The organism is Streptomyces sp. NPDC047072, from assembly GCF_040643855.1.
Lineage (GTDB): Bacteria > Actinomycetota > Actinomycetes > Streptomycetales > Streptomycetaceae > Streptomyces.
The window spans coordinates 22,846-40,940 of sequence record NZ_JBEYVC010000033.1; the positions used below are offsets into that span (position 1 = coordinate 22,846).

An 18,095-nucleotide genomic window follows, 5' to 3' on the forward strand; every position below is an offset into this window, starting at 1 on the left:
CCACCTCGGCACTGTTGAGTGAAGTGACGGTACGTGAGGAACCGCCGGTCTGAGTCTGGTGTCATTGTCAGCGCTCGAAGCAACGACACGAGGGGGCGGGACCGAAGGAATGACTTGGAAAACAACGCTGCGTCGCTATTCCGTACCTGGCACCGTGGGCGCCTTCTCTGGGGGTTCGCTCGCCTTGGGAAGCATCGCGGCCGACACTGATGGGACTGGCGGAGTTGTCTGCCTCATTGGAGGCGCCCTGCTGTCTGCCGCCGCCGCTTTCTCCACGCTAAAAGTGCAAGCAGATAGCGAACGAATCCAGCAGGAGCGTGAACGGGCTGCTGTTTTAGAAGCAGCCATGGGTCCGGTGGCCGAGTACATGGGACGGCTGTCTGTCAGCCCAACGGAGCATCAGGAGCTGCTCGGTTCGATCAATGACCGGCTCGTGGATACCGCGTCTGAGTTGGCTCACCCGCGAGCTCGCACCATCTTTTACGCCTTGCAAGATCGAGACCGTCTTGTCCGCCGGGCCTCATCGGGCACGAATAGCCATGATGCACAGACGTACACTCAGGGCGATGAACGTAGCGACTTCCTCTTGAGTGTCGCCCGCGGCTCACGAGACCGATACATCGCCGATCTCGCCAAAGACCCCGACGCCTACCGAATTTCTCTATCTGATGGATACCAGACCGCCCGGATCATGCGAACGCGAGCCGGTGAAATAACACAAGGCCTCTTGATCGTGGAGGCGCCGAATCCTGGCGACCTTTGCGAAGACGATCTTCCCTCTTTGCTGGCAATCGCACACATGCTCGGAGTGTCGCAAGTGATCCGGCCGTACAACGGGGGCGGCTCCGCCGGTACTGTTCCACACCCCGCACTACCAGGCGATTCGGAGACGAGTGCTACGGGGGCTAAGGATGGGTAGTAATCTCACGGATCAGACAGATGTCGGTAGATGCATTCAAGGGGGATCACATGGCTGACCGACAAAGCTTGATCGCCGAACTCGGACCACGCTGGATGTCAGGCGCCGAACCCAGCGAATCGTATTTCACCAAAGTCCGCCACGCGGCTTCGGCGCAGCCCCCCACCGTCTTGCAGCGGTTATTTCAATCGTTGGCCAACATAATTACGCCTCGTTACGGGCGGCGGGGTCCCAAGCTCCAAGAGAAGTCCGATTGACCTTGGGGCTCGTGCGTCAGTACGGCAGCCCCCGCCTGCTCCGTGGTTCCAGTTGAGCCCTTCGAGTGATCAGAGACGTCGCTGCAGGCGGCTGGCACAGAGCTGTGGGTACGCCTACGCCGCGAGCAGGGCCGTTGGCACCTCAGCCGCACGTCTTTCAACCCTTGCCGCTTAAGGGATCACGAATGTCACGCTGTACTTCGCCCGCGTCACCGCGACGTACAGCTTGAAGCGGCCACCGTCCGCCAGCTCGGACTCACGGTTCCGGTAGTACTGCGTGATCGGCTGTGTCGGAAAGATCAACACCCGGTCGAAGGTGCAGCCCTTGGACTGGCCGAAGTTCATGGCGTCGAGCCCCTGCGTCTTGGTCCGCCGATCCCAGCGCAGGATGACCGGGTCGTACTTCTCGACATACGCCGGCACATCGGCCGGCGTGATGGCGGAGACGCCGTCATGGCCGGTGATCTCCATGTTCTTCGAGATCGTTCCAGGTAGCTCCGGGAACAGTCCGTCGGCGAAGTCGCAGATGTGCTGGTTGCAGCGGTAGCTCTCAAGCCGATGCTCGATCTGGCAGATGTCCTTGCGTTCGTCCAGCCAGTCGGCGATGCCTCTGCCCTTGTACTGCTTGTTCTTGGTCGCGTTGTTCGTGGCGAAGGTGGCCTGTCGCGGGTCCCCGACCACGGTGACCGCGGTGGACGACTTCAGCAGGAGGTCGAGGAGGTCCAGGTCGTAGCCGGCGAGGTCCTGGACCTCGTCGATGTAGATGTGGTCGTAGATCTCGGTCAGCCGGTCTACGACTCTGCCTCCGGTCCGCTGATCACACTCGTAGGCGAACGCGGCTACGCCGTCACGGAACATGTCGCCGTGGGAGTCGAGGTAGTACTTCTGGACGTTCGTCTTGGGGATGAACCTGCTGCGTGCGCCGATGAAGTTCAGTCCGCGCATCACCCCCACGTCGTTGAGGACGGCACTCTGGTACGGGCGAGCGCACTGGTTGAGCAGGAACGTGAACCAGGTCATGACCGTGACGTGCTTGGGCAGCAGCCCAGTACCAGCACTGAGGCGGTCGACCAGCTGGTTCATGTTCTCGGTCGTGTAGGTGGTGACCAACACCTGCTGGCTCGGGTCGCTGAGGACGCAGTCCACGATGTGCTGTGTCTTGCGGGAGCCGGCCGCGGCCAGCACGGCGAGGTTGTTAGGCGACGGCATCGGCGATGTACCCCGGCATCGTGACGGACTCGGCGGACTCGAAGATGGCCAGAGCGACGGTGGTCTTGCGCCCCTTCATGTACGCAAGCAACTCGTCGTCTGTGGCGAAGGTCGTTCCGAAGACGGTGTTGAGCACCTCGCGCCCGTTCGCCTTGAGCAGCTGCGGCTCCAGCGTCGGGAAGTTCTTGTCCTCGCCGACGTGCACCGAGATGTTGTCGAACCCGCCGAAGGCGTCGTACCGCGCCTTCACCTCGGCTGCGTCATTGCCGTCGTTGTCGGTGATGACGGCGACCTGGTTGTGCTCCAGCAAGGACGCGATGTCCAGGAATCGCTTGAAAGACAGCCCGCGGATGTTGATCACGTCGACGCCGTCTTCTACTGGCAGGCATCCGTGGGCATCGCGGTAGGCGCGCTGGATGACGAGCTCGTCGGACGGCCCCTCGACCAGGATCGAGCGGCGGGCCAACACGACGCGCAGTGTGTCGTAGCCCGACAGCTTGCGGAAGTAGTCCTGGGTATCGGCCGGCAGGCTCGACAGGCGGAAACCCTGCTCGGCGGACAAGAGGACAAGGTTCTCCAGGCCGAGCTTGTTCAGGACGTACGAGCTGTGGGTGGTGATGAAGACCTGCTTGTCCTCGCACTTGGTGCTGATCTTGCGGATCAGCTTGCCCAGGTTCGGGAACGACAGGTGGTTCTCGGGCTCCTCGACCAGGACGACGTGAGCGTCTTCCACCTGCTTGTTCAGGGCCAGGAGGATCTTGAGCGTGCTTTGCTCGCCCTTGCCCACGAACTGGAACGGCAGGTCGTCGAGATGAGGCACGATGTTGCTCTCCCAGTTGGTCTTCTGGGAAACGTCGATGCTCAGGGTCAACTCCCGGTCGCTGACCTCACCTTGGGCCCCGCGCAACTTCTGGTTGATCTTGATGATGGCGTCGTCGTCGGCGAAGTTCTCGCGCAGGCTTCGGTAGGCGCGGGCCAGCTCGACGCGCTCGCCGGCCTTCAGGTGCGAGCTGATGATGCCATTGAGGTAGTAGTCGACGCCGCTCTGGAGATGGATGTTGGTGGCGTCGATCAGGGAGGCTGTGGCGGGCATCCGGTGGAAGGTGATGCCGTTGCCCGCGAAGTCGAGCCAGTCGACCTTGTAGTACTCGGTCGGCACCAGGCGGACCTGCAACGGGTCCGCGACGAACTCCCGGTATTCCGCCTCGTAGTCCGGGTTGAGCGACGCTCGGATGCGGACGCCGGGCTCGTCGCTCTTGAGCAGGTTGTTCGTCCCCTTCAAGGTCGGGGGTGCCGTCTTCGGGTCGAAGAACAGGTCGATGATCAACTCGGGTGGGCGAGCCTGAGCGCCAGCACGCAAGGCGTCGATGTACCCGTCGACCACGTCCTTATTGAACAGGTACGGCGACAGCTCCTGCGCCAGGAGTCGGCCTCGGATCCGGCCGGTCAACGCCAGGCCGATCGCTTCCAGAAGGGTCGACTTCCCCCGGTCGTTGTCTCCGACCAAGATGTTCATCTTCGGATCGAACTCAAGAGTGAAGTCCTGGAACGTCCGGTAGTTCTTGATGACGATCTTGGTGAGCACAATCCCCCCGGATTACATATGTCTCATTTTACGATCACCCGGCGTTTTCTGCGAGCCCAAAGTGAGCGTCAGTGACAGTAGTCGCCATATATGCCTACTGATGTGACCGGGGCTCAGGAGCGTAGCAGGCACATCGGAGGCGCCAGCCCAAAGTGAGCAAAGCACCTATCGTCGAACTTTTGTTCCATCGCAGCCCTGCCTGATCATGCGCCAGGATCGAAGGGTCCCCGGGTTCAGCGAAACCGGCCTCGCCAACGCCCGAAATGCAGTGCGCCCGGACGCCAGTTGGCCGACAATCGCCTTCTGAACAAGGAGGCACGATGGCTTCGGACATGAAGTTTGAGGACGGCACGCTGCTGCGGCTGAGGTCGCCGGAGCCGGGAGGTATGCCGCCCCTGTCCCTCATGCCGGGCCTCGGCGCGCACCGCCTGGCCGTGCGGGTCGAGGTTGAACGGCTCGAAGTCGCCGAAGCCGTCAACCAGGTGACGTTCTCAGGTGAGTTGAGGGCTGCGGATAGCCTCCGCTGGATCGGGTCGATCTTGCCGGTCTCAGTGCCTCTGCGTACGAAGGTGAACGTGGAGTCCGTGGAGTTGATCGTCCCGGTCACCTCCGAGCAGGTCCTGGAGCTGGAGAGATACCGCAACGGTCAGGACATGGCCGTCCAGCTCGACGTCGAAGGCGCCTTGCCGCAGAGCATGGGGCACCCGTTCGCCCACGTCCAGGAGGTGCGGCGGGTCCCGGCCAGCGTCTGGGAGAACCAGATCGAGCAGCTGGGGCTGGCCGTGTCCTTCACCGTCACCGTGCCCTTGCCGATGAACGAAGGCCCGCTCGCCACCGCCGCGAAGCACCTGCGGAACGCCGACCGGCAGATCACGGCCGGCGAGTACCCGGACGCCATCCGCGAGACCCGGTTGGCCGTGACCGACATGCGCAAGCTGAACATCTGGCCGCAGAACGGCAGCAAGAAGCGCGACGATCAGGACCAGGACGACCGGTACGGCGCCCTCCTCGACCGGCTGGCGGACCAGGCGGACGGGTACGCCGACCTGATCCAGGCTGTTTTCAGCCAGGCCAGCGGCCCTCAGCACAACGACGGCGCGATCGGTAGCGCCTCGTGGGTGCGATCTGACGCCATCGCGCTCAACGGCATGGCGGCCTCGCTACTACATCGGCTCGCCGAGGAGATCCGGACCGGCGGCAAGCCGTAGCTCGATCCCCTTTGTTACCCCTCGCCCGCCAGCTCATGGATGCTGTAGAGGCCATGGTGCGGGGCTGGCGGACTGGGCGTGCGTGGCAGTTTTGGGGGTAGCCGGGCGGCGTGGCCGGGGAAGGGCCGCTCGTGCCTGGGGAGGTTGTGGCGGTTCTTCCCCGCTTCTCTTTCGCCCCGATCTACGTGACCCTGGACAACCTTTCCCGGCTGCTCATAGCGGGATGAGGCGCGGGTTCTTCATCAGGTTGATCATCTCTGCCTTGAGCAGTTCCTCCGCTCGTGCTAACTCGGCCTGCGCGGCTGGCCCGGCTAGGTAGTTCCTCGTGAACTCGTTGCTGACGTTGCGGTAGGCCTGGTTCCCCCGGGCCGAGTTGGCCGCAGCTGGAATCTTGATCAGATTGGGTCGGTAGGCCATCAGCGCCACCTGCTGCCGGGGGGTGAGCTTCAGGAACTCCGGTTCGAGGAACATCTGGCTGCGGGGCCAGATGTGTTCGAGCGAATAGGTCCCGGTCATGGACGGACGGAACAACGGACTGGCGGGGCCGCTGCGCACCAGCATGGAGTTCGGGTGCCGGGCGGCGGTTCCGGTGATCGCCAGGAAGTGTTGCTCGGTGCTCTTCCCGAGCATGCTGCGCAACCGGTCCCAGTCGACCCCGTAGCCCTCGAGGGAAAACGACGATAGCTTCTCCTCCGCATCGGCGAGCGTCTTCTCCTGAGCGGCGATCTCGCCGGCGCGGCCGGTTCTGCGAGTGGCTAACAGCTGGCGGCGGAGATCCATGACCTGGCGCTGGGTGTCGACCTTCAGCCGGCGCTCGGCCCGCAGCTCGGCCTCCACGGAATCAATCTCCGCCTGCAGGGTGGCACGGAGCTCCTCGCGGTCAGCCTGGAGTTGCTCGCGGGCCGTGAGCGAGCCTGTTCCAGGCTCACCGGTCGCCCGCGGATCGCCGGACCGGGACACCGGCTCGTCGGTGCCCGAGCCGGTCGAGCGGCCGGACTCGGACCTGCGCGTGCCGCCGGCCGTCTCGGGAGCCGGTGGGGTCTCGGCGGAGGCCGGCGCAACGTCCCGCTGGCCCGGCGGCTGGGGCTCGGTGGTGAGAGACGGGGTCTGTGGCTGGGGTTCGGGCGCCGGGCGCGCGGTGACGGTAGCCGGCTCGGCCGAACGCGCGGCCTGACCGGTCGACCGTGCGCTCTGGGTCGGCATCCCCTCAGGGCTGCGCTGGACGGCGCGGTACGTGGCCGGGTCGAAGGCGTTGCCTCGCGCGGCGAGATCAGGAACCCCGGCCGGCCGCTCCAGTATCGTGGCCTCTCGGGCCTTCCCAGCGCGCACCAAGCCGGGGATCGCGGCTTCCGGGTGCGTCAGCGCCTGGGAGACCGAGGCCGGCCGGGCCTGGGCCACCGCCCGGAACTCCTTGGCCGCAGCGAAGAAGCCCACGCCGCTCAGGAGCGCCGCGGCTCCGGCGAAGAGCGTGCCGCTGTAGGTGCTCGGCTCCGCCAGCCGCTCTTCTTCGGGGCGGAACGAGGTGGCCTGCGCTGTCAGGTCCTGCTCGAGATCACGCAGGAAGGCTACGCTGAGGCTGGCCCCCGCGAGCGCCAGGTCAAGACCGGAGAGAATCAGCGCTGCCCCCGGGCCGGTGAATACGATCGCCAGGGCGAGCAGCGCGATTCCAGCCGCCCCGAGCCAGGTCTCGAGGGAGTTGCTGCCCCCGAGGACCTGGCCGATCGACACCGCGTACTGCGGGAAACCGGCGACGTCACCCAGACCGGCGCCGGCCACGCCGCCCGCAACGAGGAGTGGGCAGCTCCAGACGTCGGTGTTCCCCGGTGTGGTCAGGCGGCCGAAGAGCTGGAATAGGGCGCGATCGGCGGCGTTCACGTACCAGCTAGCGGTTCTGAGCCCGGCTGCGGCCCCGGACCGGTACTCGGCCAGGATGTCGACCCCGCGTGGGTGGGCGAAGAGGGTGGAGAGGGTCGCGTCCTTCTCCTGCGCCACCGCCCGGGCCACGCGTGCCCGGACCAGGCGCTGCAGGCGTTCCTCCTGCCGCAGCGGGGCGAACACGACGACAGGGCGCTGGCGCGCCGGATCCCAGACTGGGTTCGTCGACTGGCGCAGCCTGGCGTTGCCGTAGACGGCGTCGATCTCGTCGGCTCTCGGGTTGTATCCCCCGGCAGCGACGCCCACCCTCTCGGCCCGGAAGTGCAGGTCCGAACCGACCGTGGGCTCCTTGAGCCGGGAGGTGAGGATGGTGAACTGCACGAGCTCCGCGGTGAGCGCGGCGCTGGTCCAGCGCCGCATCGTGGTCTCCACCAGCGGCATGACCGCGTCGTAGTCAGCCTTGTAGAGCGCATACCGGTTGCGATACGGGCCCGGCTGCCGCGACCGCTCGTCGTCTGACCCGTAGACCTTGCCGAGGGCCGCGAGCATTGCGGGCCGCAGCGAACCGTTCTGCGGGGCCGACGGGATCGCCTCCTGATCGACGCGGCCGCCTAGGGCCGTCGCGATCAGATAGGCGGTGCCGAGCCGCGCGGCCGCAGCCCGCTGCTGTGGCGTGGCGTTCACCCGGGTCACTCCGTATCGACGGCCAGGGGCATGCCTGGGGAGATGACAATCTTCTTGTCGATGTCGGGGTCGTCGTCCTTGCCGGCGAAGAGCCGGCGCGCCAGGCGGAGGTTCTCCAGCTCCTGGTGCCGCACGTCGGCCTGGACCTTCTTCACGTCGAGAGCGCGGTGGATCAGCTTGAAGTCCTCCAGCAGCGGGTGCGTGCCCACGAGGGCTTCGATGTACAGGGACGACGTCGGTACGATCACGAGGTCGGAGCCGGCGCGGGGGGAGGCCAGCTTCTCCACCAGCGCGGCCCGGATCCGCGCGGAACGTTCTTTGAACCGTTCCGGTTCCCGGTGGTGCAGGCAGGCGGCCAGTTCGGTGAGTTCTTCGACCGTGAGCTCACCGAACTCGTCGGGGTCGCGCAGCACCAGATCGTCGCCGACCTCGAGGTACTCCTGCATCATGCGCAGCGTCAGGTAGTTGTTCTCCTTCAGCGCGAAGATCGTGTAATTCCCCTTGAAGCCGAGCACCTGGTCGAGATCGGCGAGATCGGCCAGCTTGCGCTTCACGATGGTGGTCTCCGGCAGGGGCAGCTCGACGGCTCCGACCTCGCGGTCCAGCAGATCGTCGGTGAGATTTCCGCCGTCCCTCATCACCTCGACCATGACGCTGTCGGAGGTGAGCTCGACCATCGGGACGTCGATATTGTAGAGGCGGAAGTAGCGCTGATCAGGTGGTTCGTGACTCCACACCGCCTGCATGTAGTACAGGATGTTGTCCTTCACGTGCACCCGCAGCCGGTCGATGGCGGCCACGTTGTCGTAGTGCTCGCGCACCGCGACCGAGAGTTTGTCGATGGCCAGCTGCAATGCACTCACGGCGAGCGTGAACTGGTCGAGCAGCCGGGCTCGCTCGCGCTCGGCCCGGTCGCGCGTCTCCTTCGCGTAGTCGACCATCAGCTGCGCCGCGTCGACCGCGCCGGTGTCGGAGGTGCCGGCGATGCCGAACGGGTCGAAGATCCCCTTCACGATGTCGATCAGACCCTGTTGCTCTTCGGAAGAACCCAGATTCTGTACGGCGGAGAGCACATCCCTCTCGTACGCGCTGAGGATGCCCTTCTGGGCCCGCACCTGCTCACCGAGCGCCTCGACAACCTTCTTCTGGGCCTCAGCGTTGGACTCGAGGATCGCGATGTTCACCTCGGCTCCGACGAAACTCTTCGTTAGGTAGTCGAGAGCGGGCCGGAACGAGTCGTCGAGGATGGCCCGGCGCAGGATCCAGTCGTGCGCCACCAGCCACGAGTCGTCGATCGCATCCGGGGCCGGCACCTCATTCGCGACCAGCGCGACCGGGGCAAGGCCCTGCAGCCGTTCCGAGAGCCGATAGGTGCGCTGCAGCTCGTAGAACAGATAGGTGACCGCGAGTTCGTCGTTCGGGTTCTGGATCTCGCGGAACGTGGTCTCCTCGAACTCCGTGCTGCTCGTCGTGTCGATCTCGGTGCGGTGCTGCTGGCGGTACTCCTGGGCGCTCTTGCGTACGTTCTCGTTGAAGGTCCGCTTGGTGTTCTGCGACTCCTTCTCCTGCGACCCGGCGACGAGCTGGCCGGCCGTGACCTTCATCGTCTCGTCGCTGCCGAAGCTCTCGTTGGCGGTCAGCTGGAAGTTCGTCTTCTTGGAAGCCTTCTCGACGATCTCGGATTCGGCGCGGCCAGTGTCGGCGGTCTCGGTCCGCTGGGTGCGGAGGTTGTCGTCGACCTCCTTCTTCGCCCGGCTCCGTTTGTCGACACGGCGGGTGGTGTAGCGCTGGACCTCCTTCGGAGCCAGGGGCATGGTGGTGACCAGGTCGCCGACCTGATAGCTCTGCGACTCCCAGGTCTGCCTGTAGGTGGTCAGGACGCCGAAGTTGACCGAGTCGGCCTTGAAGACGTCGAATGCGTAGGGCTGTTTGAGAATCCGGTCGAGCTCGCGCAGCAGGTTCTCGAGACGGGATGCGCCGGTTCCGTTGCCGTTTCCGTCGGCGATCGCCATATCAGGAGTCCTTCTCCCAGCGGAAGATCACCCGCATGCGGTCGGGCATCCGATCCGGCAGGCCCGCGAGTAGGTAGTACCCGGTGTGGACGCCGAACCCGAGGCCGGTCGCGGCCTTCTGAAACTCCAGCACGCCGTTCTGCAGTTGCGGGGTATAGAGCGGCAGCCGGTTGTAACTGCTCTGCTGCCACACGCCGGTATCGCGGGGGTCGTTGGAGATACGGAAGTTCGAGATCACGTTCCCGGCGGTGTCGAACTCCCGGAACTCGATGCCCTTCCACCACCAGGCCTGCGGGCCGTTCTCGATCACGATCTCGACGGTGCCGGCCGGGACGGTCTCGGGTTCGAACCGCACCAAGATTATGTCGTTCCCAACCGGCAGGGGGCCGGGGAACGAATCCCAGGTCAGTTGTGGTTTGCCAGCGAACAGATTACCGATCGCCTCGATCAGCGCGCCGCCGGGGTTGAGGATGGCGTCGGCCAGCGGATCGCCGGTCGGGCCGCCGAGCAGCACGTTCTTCGCCACGTCGACCGCGGTCGTGCTCTGGCTGACCGAGCCGCCACCGGAGGCGGCCGGCCGGACCTCGCCGGGGGTGGCGTCGACCGTGATCTGAGCGAGGTCGCGCACCTCCTCCATCAGGCGCTTGAGGTCGTCGAGGGTGTCGATGCCCTGCGCCTCCGGGTTGAGGCCAGTGAAGGTCTTGAGCTTGACCGCCTCCTCGTACAGTTGCCGGCCGACCGACTCGAGCTTCCCGTCGAAAACCTCCGTCCACACACCCTGGAACGCGATGCGCAGGCTGGTGAAGTCGTGATATGACGTGACATCGGCCGGGCCGGAACGTAGTTCGAAGGTGGCCAGGCCTTCGCGGACGGTGCCCAGGTCGGCGCGGGCGGGCACCTCGAAGGCCGGGGCGGTCTCGGGATTCCGCATCACCGCGAGAAGCTCTTCGATCTTCGTGAGCACCTTGGGCTGGTTCGGCTCACACTTCGGCAACTCCGGGGGTATGGGTGTCCCGACAGCTTGATCGGTGCCTTCGCCGTGCTGTGCTGGAGGCTTCGTGATCGCCTTCAGCAGGTCGTCGGCCCGGGCCTCCGCGTGACATACCGATACCGGATCGGCCGGCGGCAACGGCACCGAGTCACGCAGCCGCTCGAGGAGCACAGTCAGCGGGATCCGGCCGACCCGCTGGTCGTTCGCGTCGGAGGTATCGATAATTTCCAGCAGGGCGGGCGTCAGGTGGAGACGCAACCGCCCGCCGCCCGCCGCCCGCTGCTGGTCGAGCGCTTCGTTGGTCTGCTCGGTCTGCAGTTCGACCAGGTCGTCACCCGGCGCGAAGTAGGTCGTCATACCGCGATCAGCTTCCGGGATCCGGCCCGGGTAGAAGCCGGAGAAAGCGGTCGCCGCCTCCGCCCGCAGCTCCAGAGACTGGGCGGTGATGTCGACCAGCTTATCGCTCAGCGCCTCTCGCACGACGTGGTCGCTGTCGAACAGTTGCCGGACCGCGGTGCCATACCGCTCAGCCGGTGCCTCGGCCGTCGGTGGCCCCGCCCCGCCTGGACCTTCCTCGATACCACCCGGTTCCAGCGGTTGTCCGGACATTTCGCACCCCCCGAATGCCGACGTAGCTTAGAGCCTAGAATCAGCATAATTGTCCTGACAAGGTCATTCCCGGACACATCCGCCGGATCCGTCGGCGACCTTGATGATGTGAGCGTGGCGCAGACGAAGAATGCCTCTGTGACCAGGGAGGGTGCCGATTCTCGAGTGCTGTGACCGAGTTGGTTCGCCGGGTTAGCCAGGCCGCGGTGGTGAGGGGGCGTCCGCCCAGTGGGTGCCTTTCTCGCTGCGGATGGGGGCGCGTTCCTTGCGTTCGGCGGCCAGGACGCCCGGGTGGCCGGCGTTGGCGTTGCGCCACCGCAGGTAGGCATGCAGGGCCCGGGTCTGCATGGTGTGGTTCGGGTAGTTCGAGTTGGCGATGGTGAACTGCCGCAGCGGCCCGAAGTGGGCCTCGATCGGGTTCGCCCACGAGGCGTAGGTCGGCGTGAAACACAACTCGACCTTGTTCTTCCGCGCCCAGCGGCGGATGTCGGCGCCCTCGTGGGCGGAAAGGTTGTCCAGGGTCACGTAGATCGGGGCGCCGTCCGGGCGGGCGGCGCGGATCGACCAGCGGGTGGAAGGCTGGCCGAGCTTGACCGGACGGGTGGTGGCCGTCGCGATGACGAAATCCTCGTCGTCAGGCTTGAGTTGGCGGGGACGGCCTCCCACCCACTGCGGGTCCAAGCAGGCGAGGCCGATCTCGTTGAACCGGTGGATCACGTCCCGGACGGTGTCCTCGTCGGCCTGCACCAACTGGGCGATCACCGGCACCCGGCTCCCCCGGTCGAGGCCAGCAGCATCATCGCCCGCCGGGAGCGCACGGAGTGGGTGCCGCCCCGGCGCACGATCTGCTGCAGCCGCTGCCCCTCCTGGTCGGTCAGTCTGCGCACACGCACAGGCTCGGCCACCGCGCCTCCAGCGATCGGCTCGGAGTCACCCCACACCCAACCGCCACGACCATCGACCCGGCGAACCAACACGGTCACAGCACGAGCTGTAGCTCGGCCAGCTCGGTTTCCGGCAGGTCGGCACCTTGAGCGAACGCCAAGATGTGCTCGGCGAGGACCCGCAGCTTGGTGTTGGTGCGCTGGGACACGTCGCGCAGGACCCTCCAGGCCTCCTCGGGCGCTATCTGCCCCAGGACGACGACCGCTCCGATCGCCTGGTCAACCGTGGCGTGGGACGTGACGGCCTGCAGGAGATGGGCGCACTCGGTTTCGAGGCCTCGTTCTCCATCGCCAGATCGGTGGCCGACCGCAAGGTCAGAGGTCGCGAACGGGAGAGTGCAAAAAAGGCCATGGGTCGTCTCGATAGCAGGGGTAAGGGCTGTACCTGCTTCTTCCCGGAAAAATGCTCATCACACGGGAGGAATCCAGTCAGCGGACCAACGAACCGCTGGTCCTGGCGCTGGAGGCGCTGCTGGCCCGGGACCGGACGCCCACGGCCCGCCGGGGATCATTGGAGCAGCACCAGGTACCCCGGCTGCACACCGTAGATCGTCTCGATGGCCGTGCCCGCCGTCACCCAGACGTTGGTCGGCTTGTCGCCGGCCGGGATCTCGAAGACACCATGGACCGGTCCCTGGCTGCCTGGGTTGAGCCCGAAAGCCGGCGCGGTCTGCCCCTGCTGGTTCCAGTACTGGGCGTAGTCGAGGGCGTAGTCGGCGTCCTGCTGCGACTCTGTGTATCGGACGTCCCCTACGTTCAAGCTGACGGTGTTGCTGGCGTCCCAATTCGCCATGCTCTTACCGACGTTGGTCCCGTCCATGGTCAATACGCAGAACTGCTTGCCGGTATCCGGGACCGGCGTAGCCGTAGGTGCCCCGACCGAATCCGCGGCGTACGCCATCACGGCCGGGTCGAGGGGCTTGCCGCAGTCCACGTTGCGAACGACGAGCTTCCACCGCTGAGGTTCACCGGACGTCTCCGCGGTCTGAAGGGTGAAGACGAAAGCCTCACCGAGCCGGACCGTACCGAGCACCTTGGCACCGAGCGGCACGCCGGCCGTAGAGCCACTGCCGTCGTCCGACGAGGAGCTGCTGGAGACGTCCGCCAGGGGCTTCCCAGTCGCCGAGCCGTCCTGTGTGCTCAAACGGTCCGAGCAAGCCGCTACCACCACGACGAGTACCGCTGTGGCCGTCGCGGCGTAGAGCTGACGATGCCAGGCCATATTTCAATGGTGATCCTGGTTGTGTCGCGTCGCGAATCGGCCAGTGGGCGGTCTGACTGTCCCCTTCGATACGTCACCAAGCGAAGCACCGTCTGAACTCACGCGAGGGACCCCGGACTTCGAAGCGATCCCTGCTCCCCTTCATGGTCTTCGCCCCTGAAAGTGTCATCAGGAAACGATGTCGCCTCCAGATGCCGCACCTCGCTACAGAGTTGAGATTCTTGCCAGTTGCCTCACCAGGGCCTCTGATTGCTTCTCGGGTCAAGGCACTTCGGCGCAGTCGTCAGCAATAGACCATCATTGGACATCCCGGAAGCTGTCGATTTGACGAACCTACAGCGCTACACATATGATTCAAATGTCCGATTTGTACATCAATGCTTGCGCGAGTTGGTTGACCCCTGACGGCTGGGGCGACCATCCGCACCCACCAGAGGCTCGGAAGCGTTACCTCAATCACAAACGAAGATCGAGGATTGCAATGCTTTCGAAGCTCGGTGAGGCTGTCGTCTACCGGGGGAACTTTCACGACAGCAATCACCGAGAGGTGGAAAGAGTTGCACAAGCCGATCTACGACGAGTTGATCGAAATGGGCTTGATTAACTTCGACGAGGCAGTCGTCGATGCCAGAGAAGATCTAAGCCTCCACCAAAAGGCGATCGACGAACTGCTGAGCATAGCTCGCAGTGAATCAGGCCCATGGTCGCGCGAGGACCTGCAAGAACGGATAGTGGCTGCAACCCACGTTCCCTGGCAGAATGTTTGGCAAGCAGTCAACGATCTACTTGTGGACGGCTACCTGCGCGAGTACCACGGTGATCACGCAGGCGACTTGATGAGCGGGGTTTACGAGCAAACCTAGATACTATACCTCCACGGCATGTCCGCTGTGGGGGTTTTCCTATATGGGGAAGTCATGGACCAGATGCCTTCACCAGAGTCATTCGACGCCGAGCGTCCAAGCGGAGAAGTTCCGCCTATACCACACGAGGATTCCAGGACCCCCTACCAGCATGATCGGGACCGGCTCCTCTACAGTTCGGCTTTTCGGAGACTCGCCGGCGTAACTCAGGTCGCAGCAGTTCGTGAGTACCGACTGTTGCACAACCGACTAACCCACAGCCTCAAGGTAGCGCAGATAGCCCGGCGAACAGCAGAGCGCCTCGTGCGCATCGAGGGATTTCAAAGCGATCTAGAACCGGATTCCGCCGCCAGCTTGCCCGATATAGCCGAGACCGCTGGACTAGCACACGACATCGGCCACCCACCCTTTGGCCACATCGCTGAATCTGTTCTCGACAGAAGGATGAAACCTCTAGGAGGGTTCGAGGGAAACGCTCAGTCCTTCCGCATAGTGACTAAGTTGGCAGTTCGAAGAAGGACCACTTCTGGCCTCGATCTGACGCGTGCATCCCTGAATGGAATCTTGAAGTATCCGAGATTCCGAGAACAAGTGCCCCCCAAGACAGTCAGCTCAAGACTCCCATTTACTGACAGGAGTCGGGGTTCAAAGTGGGGTGTATATGGGAGTGAGCGGCAGGAATTTATCCACGCCCGGAAGCAATTCGAGGGCACCTGGCCAGATGAAGCTCGCAGCGTGGCTGCAATTCTGATGGATTGGGCAGATGATATCTCCTTCGCCACGCATGACATAGATGATTACTTTAAAGCCGGCCTGATCCCCCTCCAGGATCTCCGTCTGCCTAGAGATCAGGATGCATTCTTCACCTACTCCAAGACTAAGTTGTGCGGAGGATTTGACAGCTTCCCGGAAGGGTTCGACTGGGATAGTTACCAAAGGGAATTTGAACGCATTCTCCCTTCAATTCCACTGCGAAAGTACACCGACTCTCGCTATGACCGCCTTGGTCTTGTCAACTTCGTCACACGTCAAATAGCCGAGCTGGCGAGAGCATTGCATCCTGCCCCTTCCCCAAGGTTCATCGATATCGACGGCTGGGCGCTACATCGCGCAGAAGTGCTCAAGCAAATCCACTGGTTTTATGTTATCGATAGACCACCCTTGCTGGTTGCACAAAAGGGCCAGGAAGCGATCATCGGGAACCTATTCGACATATTGATCGAACTGCTGCAAGGAGGAATGGATAAGATACCCGTTACCCTACGGGAAATATACCTCAGCATCATACTAGACGAGGCGCAAACACGGTGGTGGGCTTCGGAGGACGAGAAATGCGGTCGGGCGGTTTGCGACTACCTCTGTTCGCTAACGGAAGACCAAGCCGTCGACCTGTATGAGCGGCTCACAGGATTCAGTATTTCCCGGGGATCGATTTTTGGCACTTGGTTCCATTGATCGCTGGGAATACAGTTTCCAACACTTATAAAAAGTTCAATCAGCTATGTCAAGTACCTTCGTACTGCCTCAACTAGCGACGACGCACGGACGTCGTCGGACCCGCTGATGATCTTGTTCATCGCGTATCCGAACGCGATGCCGTGCTCGGGGTCGGCGAAGCCGAGGGAGCCGCCTCGACCGGTGTGGCCAAAGGCCTTCGGCCCGGTCATGGGATTGTCTCCGGTGGGCAGCATGTATCCGGAGCCAAACCGGCTCGGCAGCACCATGACCTGGTCAGTCCCCCAGGCCTGCTCCTTGGTGGCCGAGGCGAGCGTTTCTGCGCTGAGCAGCCGTACGCCGTCGACCTCGCCAATCACGGCGGCGTACATCCGGGCCAGCGAGCGGGCGGTACCGATGCCATTGGAGGACGGCAGCTCGGCGGCCTGGACCTCGGGCGAGTTGAAGTCGATCTCGGTCGGGTCGGTAACCGCGAAGGCCCGGTTGCTCAGCGAGTTCGGGTCCCGCCAGGCCGCGACCAGCTCGCGCAGGTCCTCGGGGAGGTCCGCCGGCGGTACGGCGGTGAGGTCGACATTAGGCGGTTGGTAGACTATCCGGCTCACCCGGTCCCGTTCACTGGCTGGCAGGCCGATGAAGAAGTCCAGCCCCAGGGGGACGGCGATCTCGTCGGCGAAGAAACGGCCTGGCGAACGACCAGATACCCGGCGGATTACCTCACCGACGAGCCATCCCCAGGTCCGGCCGTGGTACCCGTGGGCCGTTCCTGGCGTCCACTGCGGGCGCTGGGCGGCCAGCGCGGCCACCATCGGGTGCCAGGCCAGGGCATCGGCCAGCGGTACGGGCTCGTCCAACGCGACGAGGCCGGCCCGGTGGGACAGCAACCACCGGACGGGGATGTCCGCCTTGCCGCTCGCGGCGAACTCGGGCCAGTACTTGGCCACCGGCGCATCGAGGTCCAGCTGGCCGCGGTCGACCAGCATGTGCACCGCCGTCGCGGTCGCTCCCTTGGTCGCCGAGTAGACCAGCTGCAACGTGTCCTTCGTCCACGGCCGACCGGTCCCGAGATCGGCAGCTCCGCCCCACAGATCCACCACCAGCTGGCCGTACTGATACACGCAGACCGCTGCCCCGACGTCCCCGTGCTGGGCGAAGTTCGCCTCGAATGCCTGCCGTACTGGTTCGAACCCAGCCGCGACCTCACCGTGGATCATCGTCATGGGGCCATCCTGGCACTGAGGCGCAGGCGCTCCTCGGGCACGGGTTCCTCTGCAAGGACCCGAGTTGAGCCACCAACCGCCTTCACATCTTGGGGCAAATATTGTCATTCTTGATCACTGGAATTTTTGTGATCAAGCGTGCATTCACGGGTGGGTCAGCTGGCGTTTCCTTAAGGGTGGGCGGATCTTGCTGCATGCTAAACACATCCCCCGCCGAATCCGGGACGAGGTACAGGAAGATCCAAAAGTAACTTCCCACGTCCTTCTGCCCGTTACCCACCGAAAATTCATCCGTTTGCCACTTTTTCGATCCTTCTTCGGGATTTGCCTTCCTGACGTTGAAGTAGAGGCCTCCAGCCGGGCCATCCTTGGTCCCATTCTTATGCATTACCCAGACCTGAAACCCTGCCGGGATCTTACTGACGCCAGAAACCGTGATGCAAGCATGGATCTTGTCACCATCGGGATCTGGATACCTGATGCCGTCCTTGATCTCTGAAATGGCAGCTGAAATACTCTTCGCAGAAAGGGAAGGCGTACTCGTTGGAGGTTTAGCGTCTTTCTCCGGTTGATCTGCACTCTTACTGTCTGGCCAAACCCAGATAGCCGCAAGCACCGTCAGTACCAGCCAAGGAGCCAGACCTTGGAAGACAACACTCTTGCTGTGCTGCTGTGATCGAGCGGCCCTCGATGCGGTTGCCTGCATCGAGAGGCTTCGGTACGTCAAGGTCGACGCGGCGATCCCGAGGGCTGCGAGGATGAATGGACGCACGTCATGAGGAATCTCAGTGAGGAAACCCACCGCTCCCCCAGCGACGCCTCCCAGTGCCACCACTGCGGCTAGGACATTGTTGAGGGTCGACGTGCCTTCGTTCACCCGATCGAGCGTCGTCTCGGATTCGTCAGCGCCATGCGCGGTGCCGGAAGCGCTTCTCTCAGAGCTGTCGGTCATGAGGTGAGTTTTAGCGTATTGCTCGCATCTGTGTGAGCCATATGCCGATAATTCGCTGTTGAAGCCTGCCATCCTGGGCGAGACGAACCACGA

12 protein-coding genes and 2 pseudogenes are annotated in these 18,095 nt (G+C 63.8%); 5 read left to right on the forward strand and 9 right to left on the reverse strand.

Features of this window, described 5'->3' with window-relative positions; all coding sequences use genetic code 11:
- Nucleotides 1–109 precede the first annotated feature (109 nt).
- Complete coding sequence (locus ABZ896_RS17035) at nucleotides 110–919, forward strand: hypothetical protein (protein WP_360928708.1); 810 nt, start codon at nucleotides 110–112, stop codon at nucleotides 917–919.
- Nucleotides 920–1,347: 428 nt separating this feature from the next.
- On the opposite strand, the gene ABZ896_RS17040 is transcribed toward ABZ896_RS17035, so the two are convergent.
- On the reverse strand, nucleotides 1,348–2,385 hold the full coding sequence (locus ABZ896_RS17040) for a UvrD-helicase domain-containing protein (RefSeq protein ID WP_360928711.1): 1,038 nt from the start codon (nucleotides 2,383–2,385) through the stop codon (nucleotides 1,348–1,350).
- Complete coding sequence (locus ABZ896_RS17045; RefSeq protein WP_360928714.1) at nucleotides 2,372–3,970, reverse strand: AAA family ATPase; 1,599 nt, start codon at nucleotides 3,968–3,970, stop codon at nucleotides 2,372–2,374. The genes ABZ896_RS17040 and ABZ896_RS17045 overlap by 14 nt, the downstream gene beginning before the upstream one ends.
- A gap of 332 nt (nucleotides 3,971–4,302) precedes the next feature.
- Here ABZ896_RS17045 and ABZ896_RS17050 point away from each other — a divergent pair, with 332 nt between their 5' ends.
- Both ABZ896_RS17050 and ABZ896_RS17055 read left to right on the forward strand, forming a co-directional pair.
- Nucleotides 4,303–5,178 carry a hypothetical protein gene (locus ABZ896_RS17050; protein ID WP_360928717.1) on the forward strand — a complete coding sequence of 292 codons (876 nt, stop codon included), beginning with the start codon at nucleotides 4,303–4,305 and terminating at the stop codon, nucleotides 5,176–5,178.
- A 714-nt stretch (nucleotides 5,179–5,892) separates the two neighbouring features.
- Complete coding sequence (locus tag ABZ896_RS17055; RefSeq protein ID WP_360928843.1) at nucleotides 5,893–5,937, forward strand: hypothetical protein; 45 nt, start codon at nucleotides 5,893–5,895, stop codon at nucleotides 5,935–5,937.
- Nucleotides 5,938–7,742: 1,805 nt separating this feature from the next.
- Here ABZ896_RS17055 and ABZ896_RS17060 read toward each other — a convergent pair.
- The 5 genes and pseudogenes from ABZ896_RS17060 to ABZ896_RS17080 all read right to left on the reverse strand — a co-directional run bounded on the left by ABZ896_RS17060 (nucleotide 7,743) and on the right by ABZ896_RS17080 (nucleotide 13,515).
- A complete protein-coding gene (locus ABZ896_RS17060) occupies nucleotides 7,743–9,749 on the reverse strand; it encodes a hypothetical protein (protein ID WP_360928719.1) in 2,007 nt (668 codons plus the stop codon).
- 1 nt (nucleotide 9,750) lies between these two features.
- Nucleotides 9,751–11,349, reverse strand: coding sequence for a hypothetical protein (locus tag ABZ896_RS17065; RefSeq protein WP_360928722.1), 1,599 nt, complete (start codon nucleotides 11,347–11,349; stop codon nucleotides 9,751–9,753).
- A 199-nt stretch (nucleotides 11,350–11,548) separates the two neighbouring features.
- Nucleotides 11,549–12,254: pseudogene (locus ABZ896_RS17070) on the reverse strand (helix-turn-helix domain-containing protein); the annotation flags it as partial.
- A 197-nt stretch (nucleotides 12,255–12,451) separates the two neighbouring features.
- Nucleotides 12,452–12,658: pseudogene (locus tag ABZ896_RS17075) on the reverse strand (hypothetical protein); the annotation flags it as partial.
- Between the two features lie 143 nt (nucleotides 12,659–12,801).
- Nucleotides 12,802–13,515, reverse strand: a complete 714-nt coding sequence (locus ABZ896_RS17080) for a hypothetical protein (RefSeq protein WP_360928724.1) — start codon at nucleotides 13,513–13,515, stop codon at nucleotides 12,802–12,804.
- A 557-nt stretch (nucleotides 13,516–14,072) separates the two neighbouring features.
- Here ABZ896_RS17080 and ABZ896_RS17085 point away from each other — a divergent pair.
- Together ABZ896_RS17085 and dgt are read left to right on the forward strand one after the other, a co-directional pair.
- Nucleotides 14,073–14,378: a hypothetical protein gene (locus tag ABZ896_RS17085; protein ID WP_360928727.1), complete on the forward strand. Its 306-nt coding sequence runs from the start codon at nucleotides 14,073–14,075 to the stop codon at nucleotides 14,376–14,378.
- A gap of 63 nt (nucleotides 14,379–14,441) precedes the next feature.
- Nucleotides 14,442–15,833, forward strand: a complete 1,392-nt coding sequence (gene dgt / locus ABZ896_RS17090; RefSeq protein WP_360928846.1) for a dGTP triphosphohydrolase — start codon at nucleotides 14,442–14,444, stop codon at nucleotides 15,831–15,833.
- Between the two features lie 44 nt (nucleotides 15,834–15,877).
- Here dgt and ABZ896_RS17095 read toward each other — a convergent pair whose 3' ends face one another.
- Nucleotides 15,878–17,050 (reverse strand): serine hydrolase domain-containing protein, encoded by a 1,173-nt coding sequence (locus ABZ896_RS17095; RefSeq protein WP_360928730.1) that lies wholly within the window; start codon nucleotides 17,048–17,050, stop codon nucleotides 15,878–15,880.
- An 82-nt stretch (nucleotides 17,051–17,132) separates the two neighbouring features.
- Nucleotides 17,133–18,002 carry a hypothetical protein gene (locus tag ABZ896_RS17100; protein ID WP_360928733.1) on the reverse strand — a complete coding sequence of 290 codons (870 nt, stop codon included), beginning with the start codon at nucleotides 18,000–18,002 and terminating at the stop codon, nucleotides 17,133–17,135.
- Nucleotides 18,003–18,095: the final 93 nt, after the last annotated feature.

What these genes read in the sequence shown, in the direction of transcription:
- ABZ896_RS17035 (WP_360928708.1), top strand. Translation starts at nt 110, where the DNA reads ATGACTTGGAAAACAACGCTGCGTCGCTATTCCGTACCTGGCACCGTG.
- ABZ896_RS17040 (WP_360928711.1), bottom strand. Translation starts at nt 2,385, where the DNA reads ATGCCGTCGCCTAACAACCTCGCCGTGCTGGCCGCGGCCGGCTCCCGC.
- ABZ896_RS17050 (WP_360928717.1), top strand. Translation starts at nt 4,303, where the DNA reads ATGAAGTTTGAGGACGGCACGCTGCTGCGGCTGAGGTCGCCGGAGCCG.
- ABZ896_RS17060 (WP_360928719.1), bottom strand. Translation starts at nt 9,749, where the DNA reads ATGGCGATCGCCGACGGAAACGGCAACGGAACCGGCGCATCCCGTCTC.
- ABZ896_RS17065 (WP_360928722.1), bottom strand. Translation starts at nt 11,349, where the DNA reads ATGTCCGGACAACCGCTGGAACCGGGTGGTATCGAGGAAGGTCCAGGC.
- ABZ896_RS17080 (WP_360928724.1), bottom strand. Translation starts at nt 13,515, where the DNA reads ATGGCCTGGCATCGTCAGCTCTACGCCGCGACGGCCACAGCGGTACTC.
- dgt (WP_360928846.1), top strand. Translation starts at nt 14,442, where the DNA reads ATGCCTTCACCAGAGTCATTCGACGCCGAGCGTCCAAGCGGAGAAGTT.
- ABZ896_RS17095 (WP_360928730.1), bottom strand. Translation starts at nt 17,050, where the DNA reads ATGACGATGATCCACGGTGAGGTCGCGGCTGGGTTCGAACCAGTACGG.
- ABZ896_RS17100 (WP_360928733.1), bottom strand. Translation starts at nt 18,002, where the DNA reads ATGACCGACAGCTCTGAGAGAAGCGCTTCCGGCACCGCGCATGGCGCT.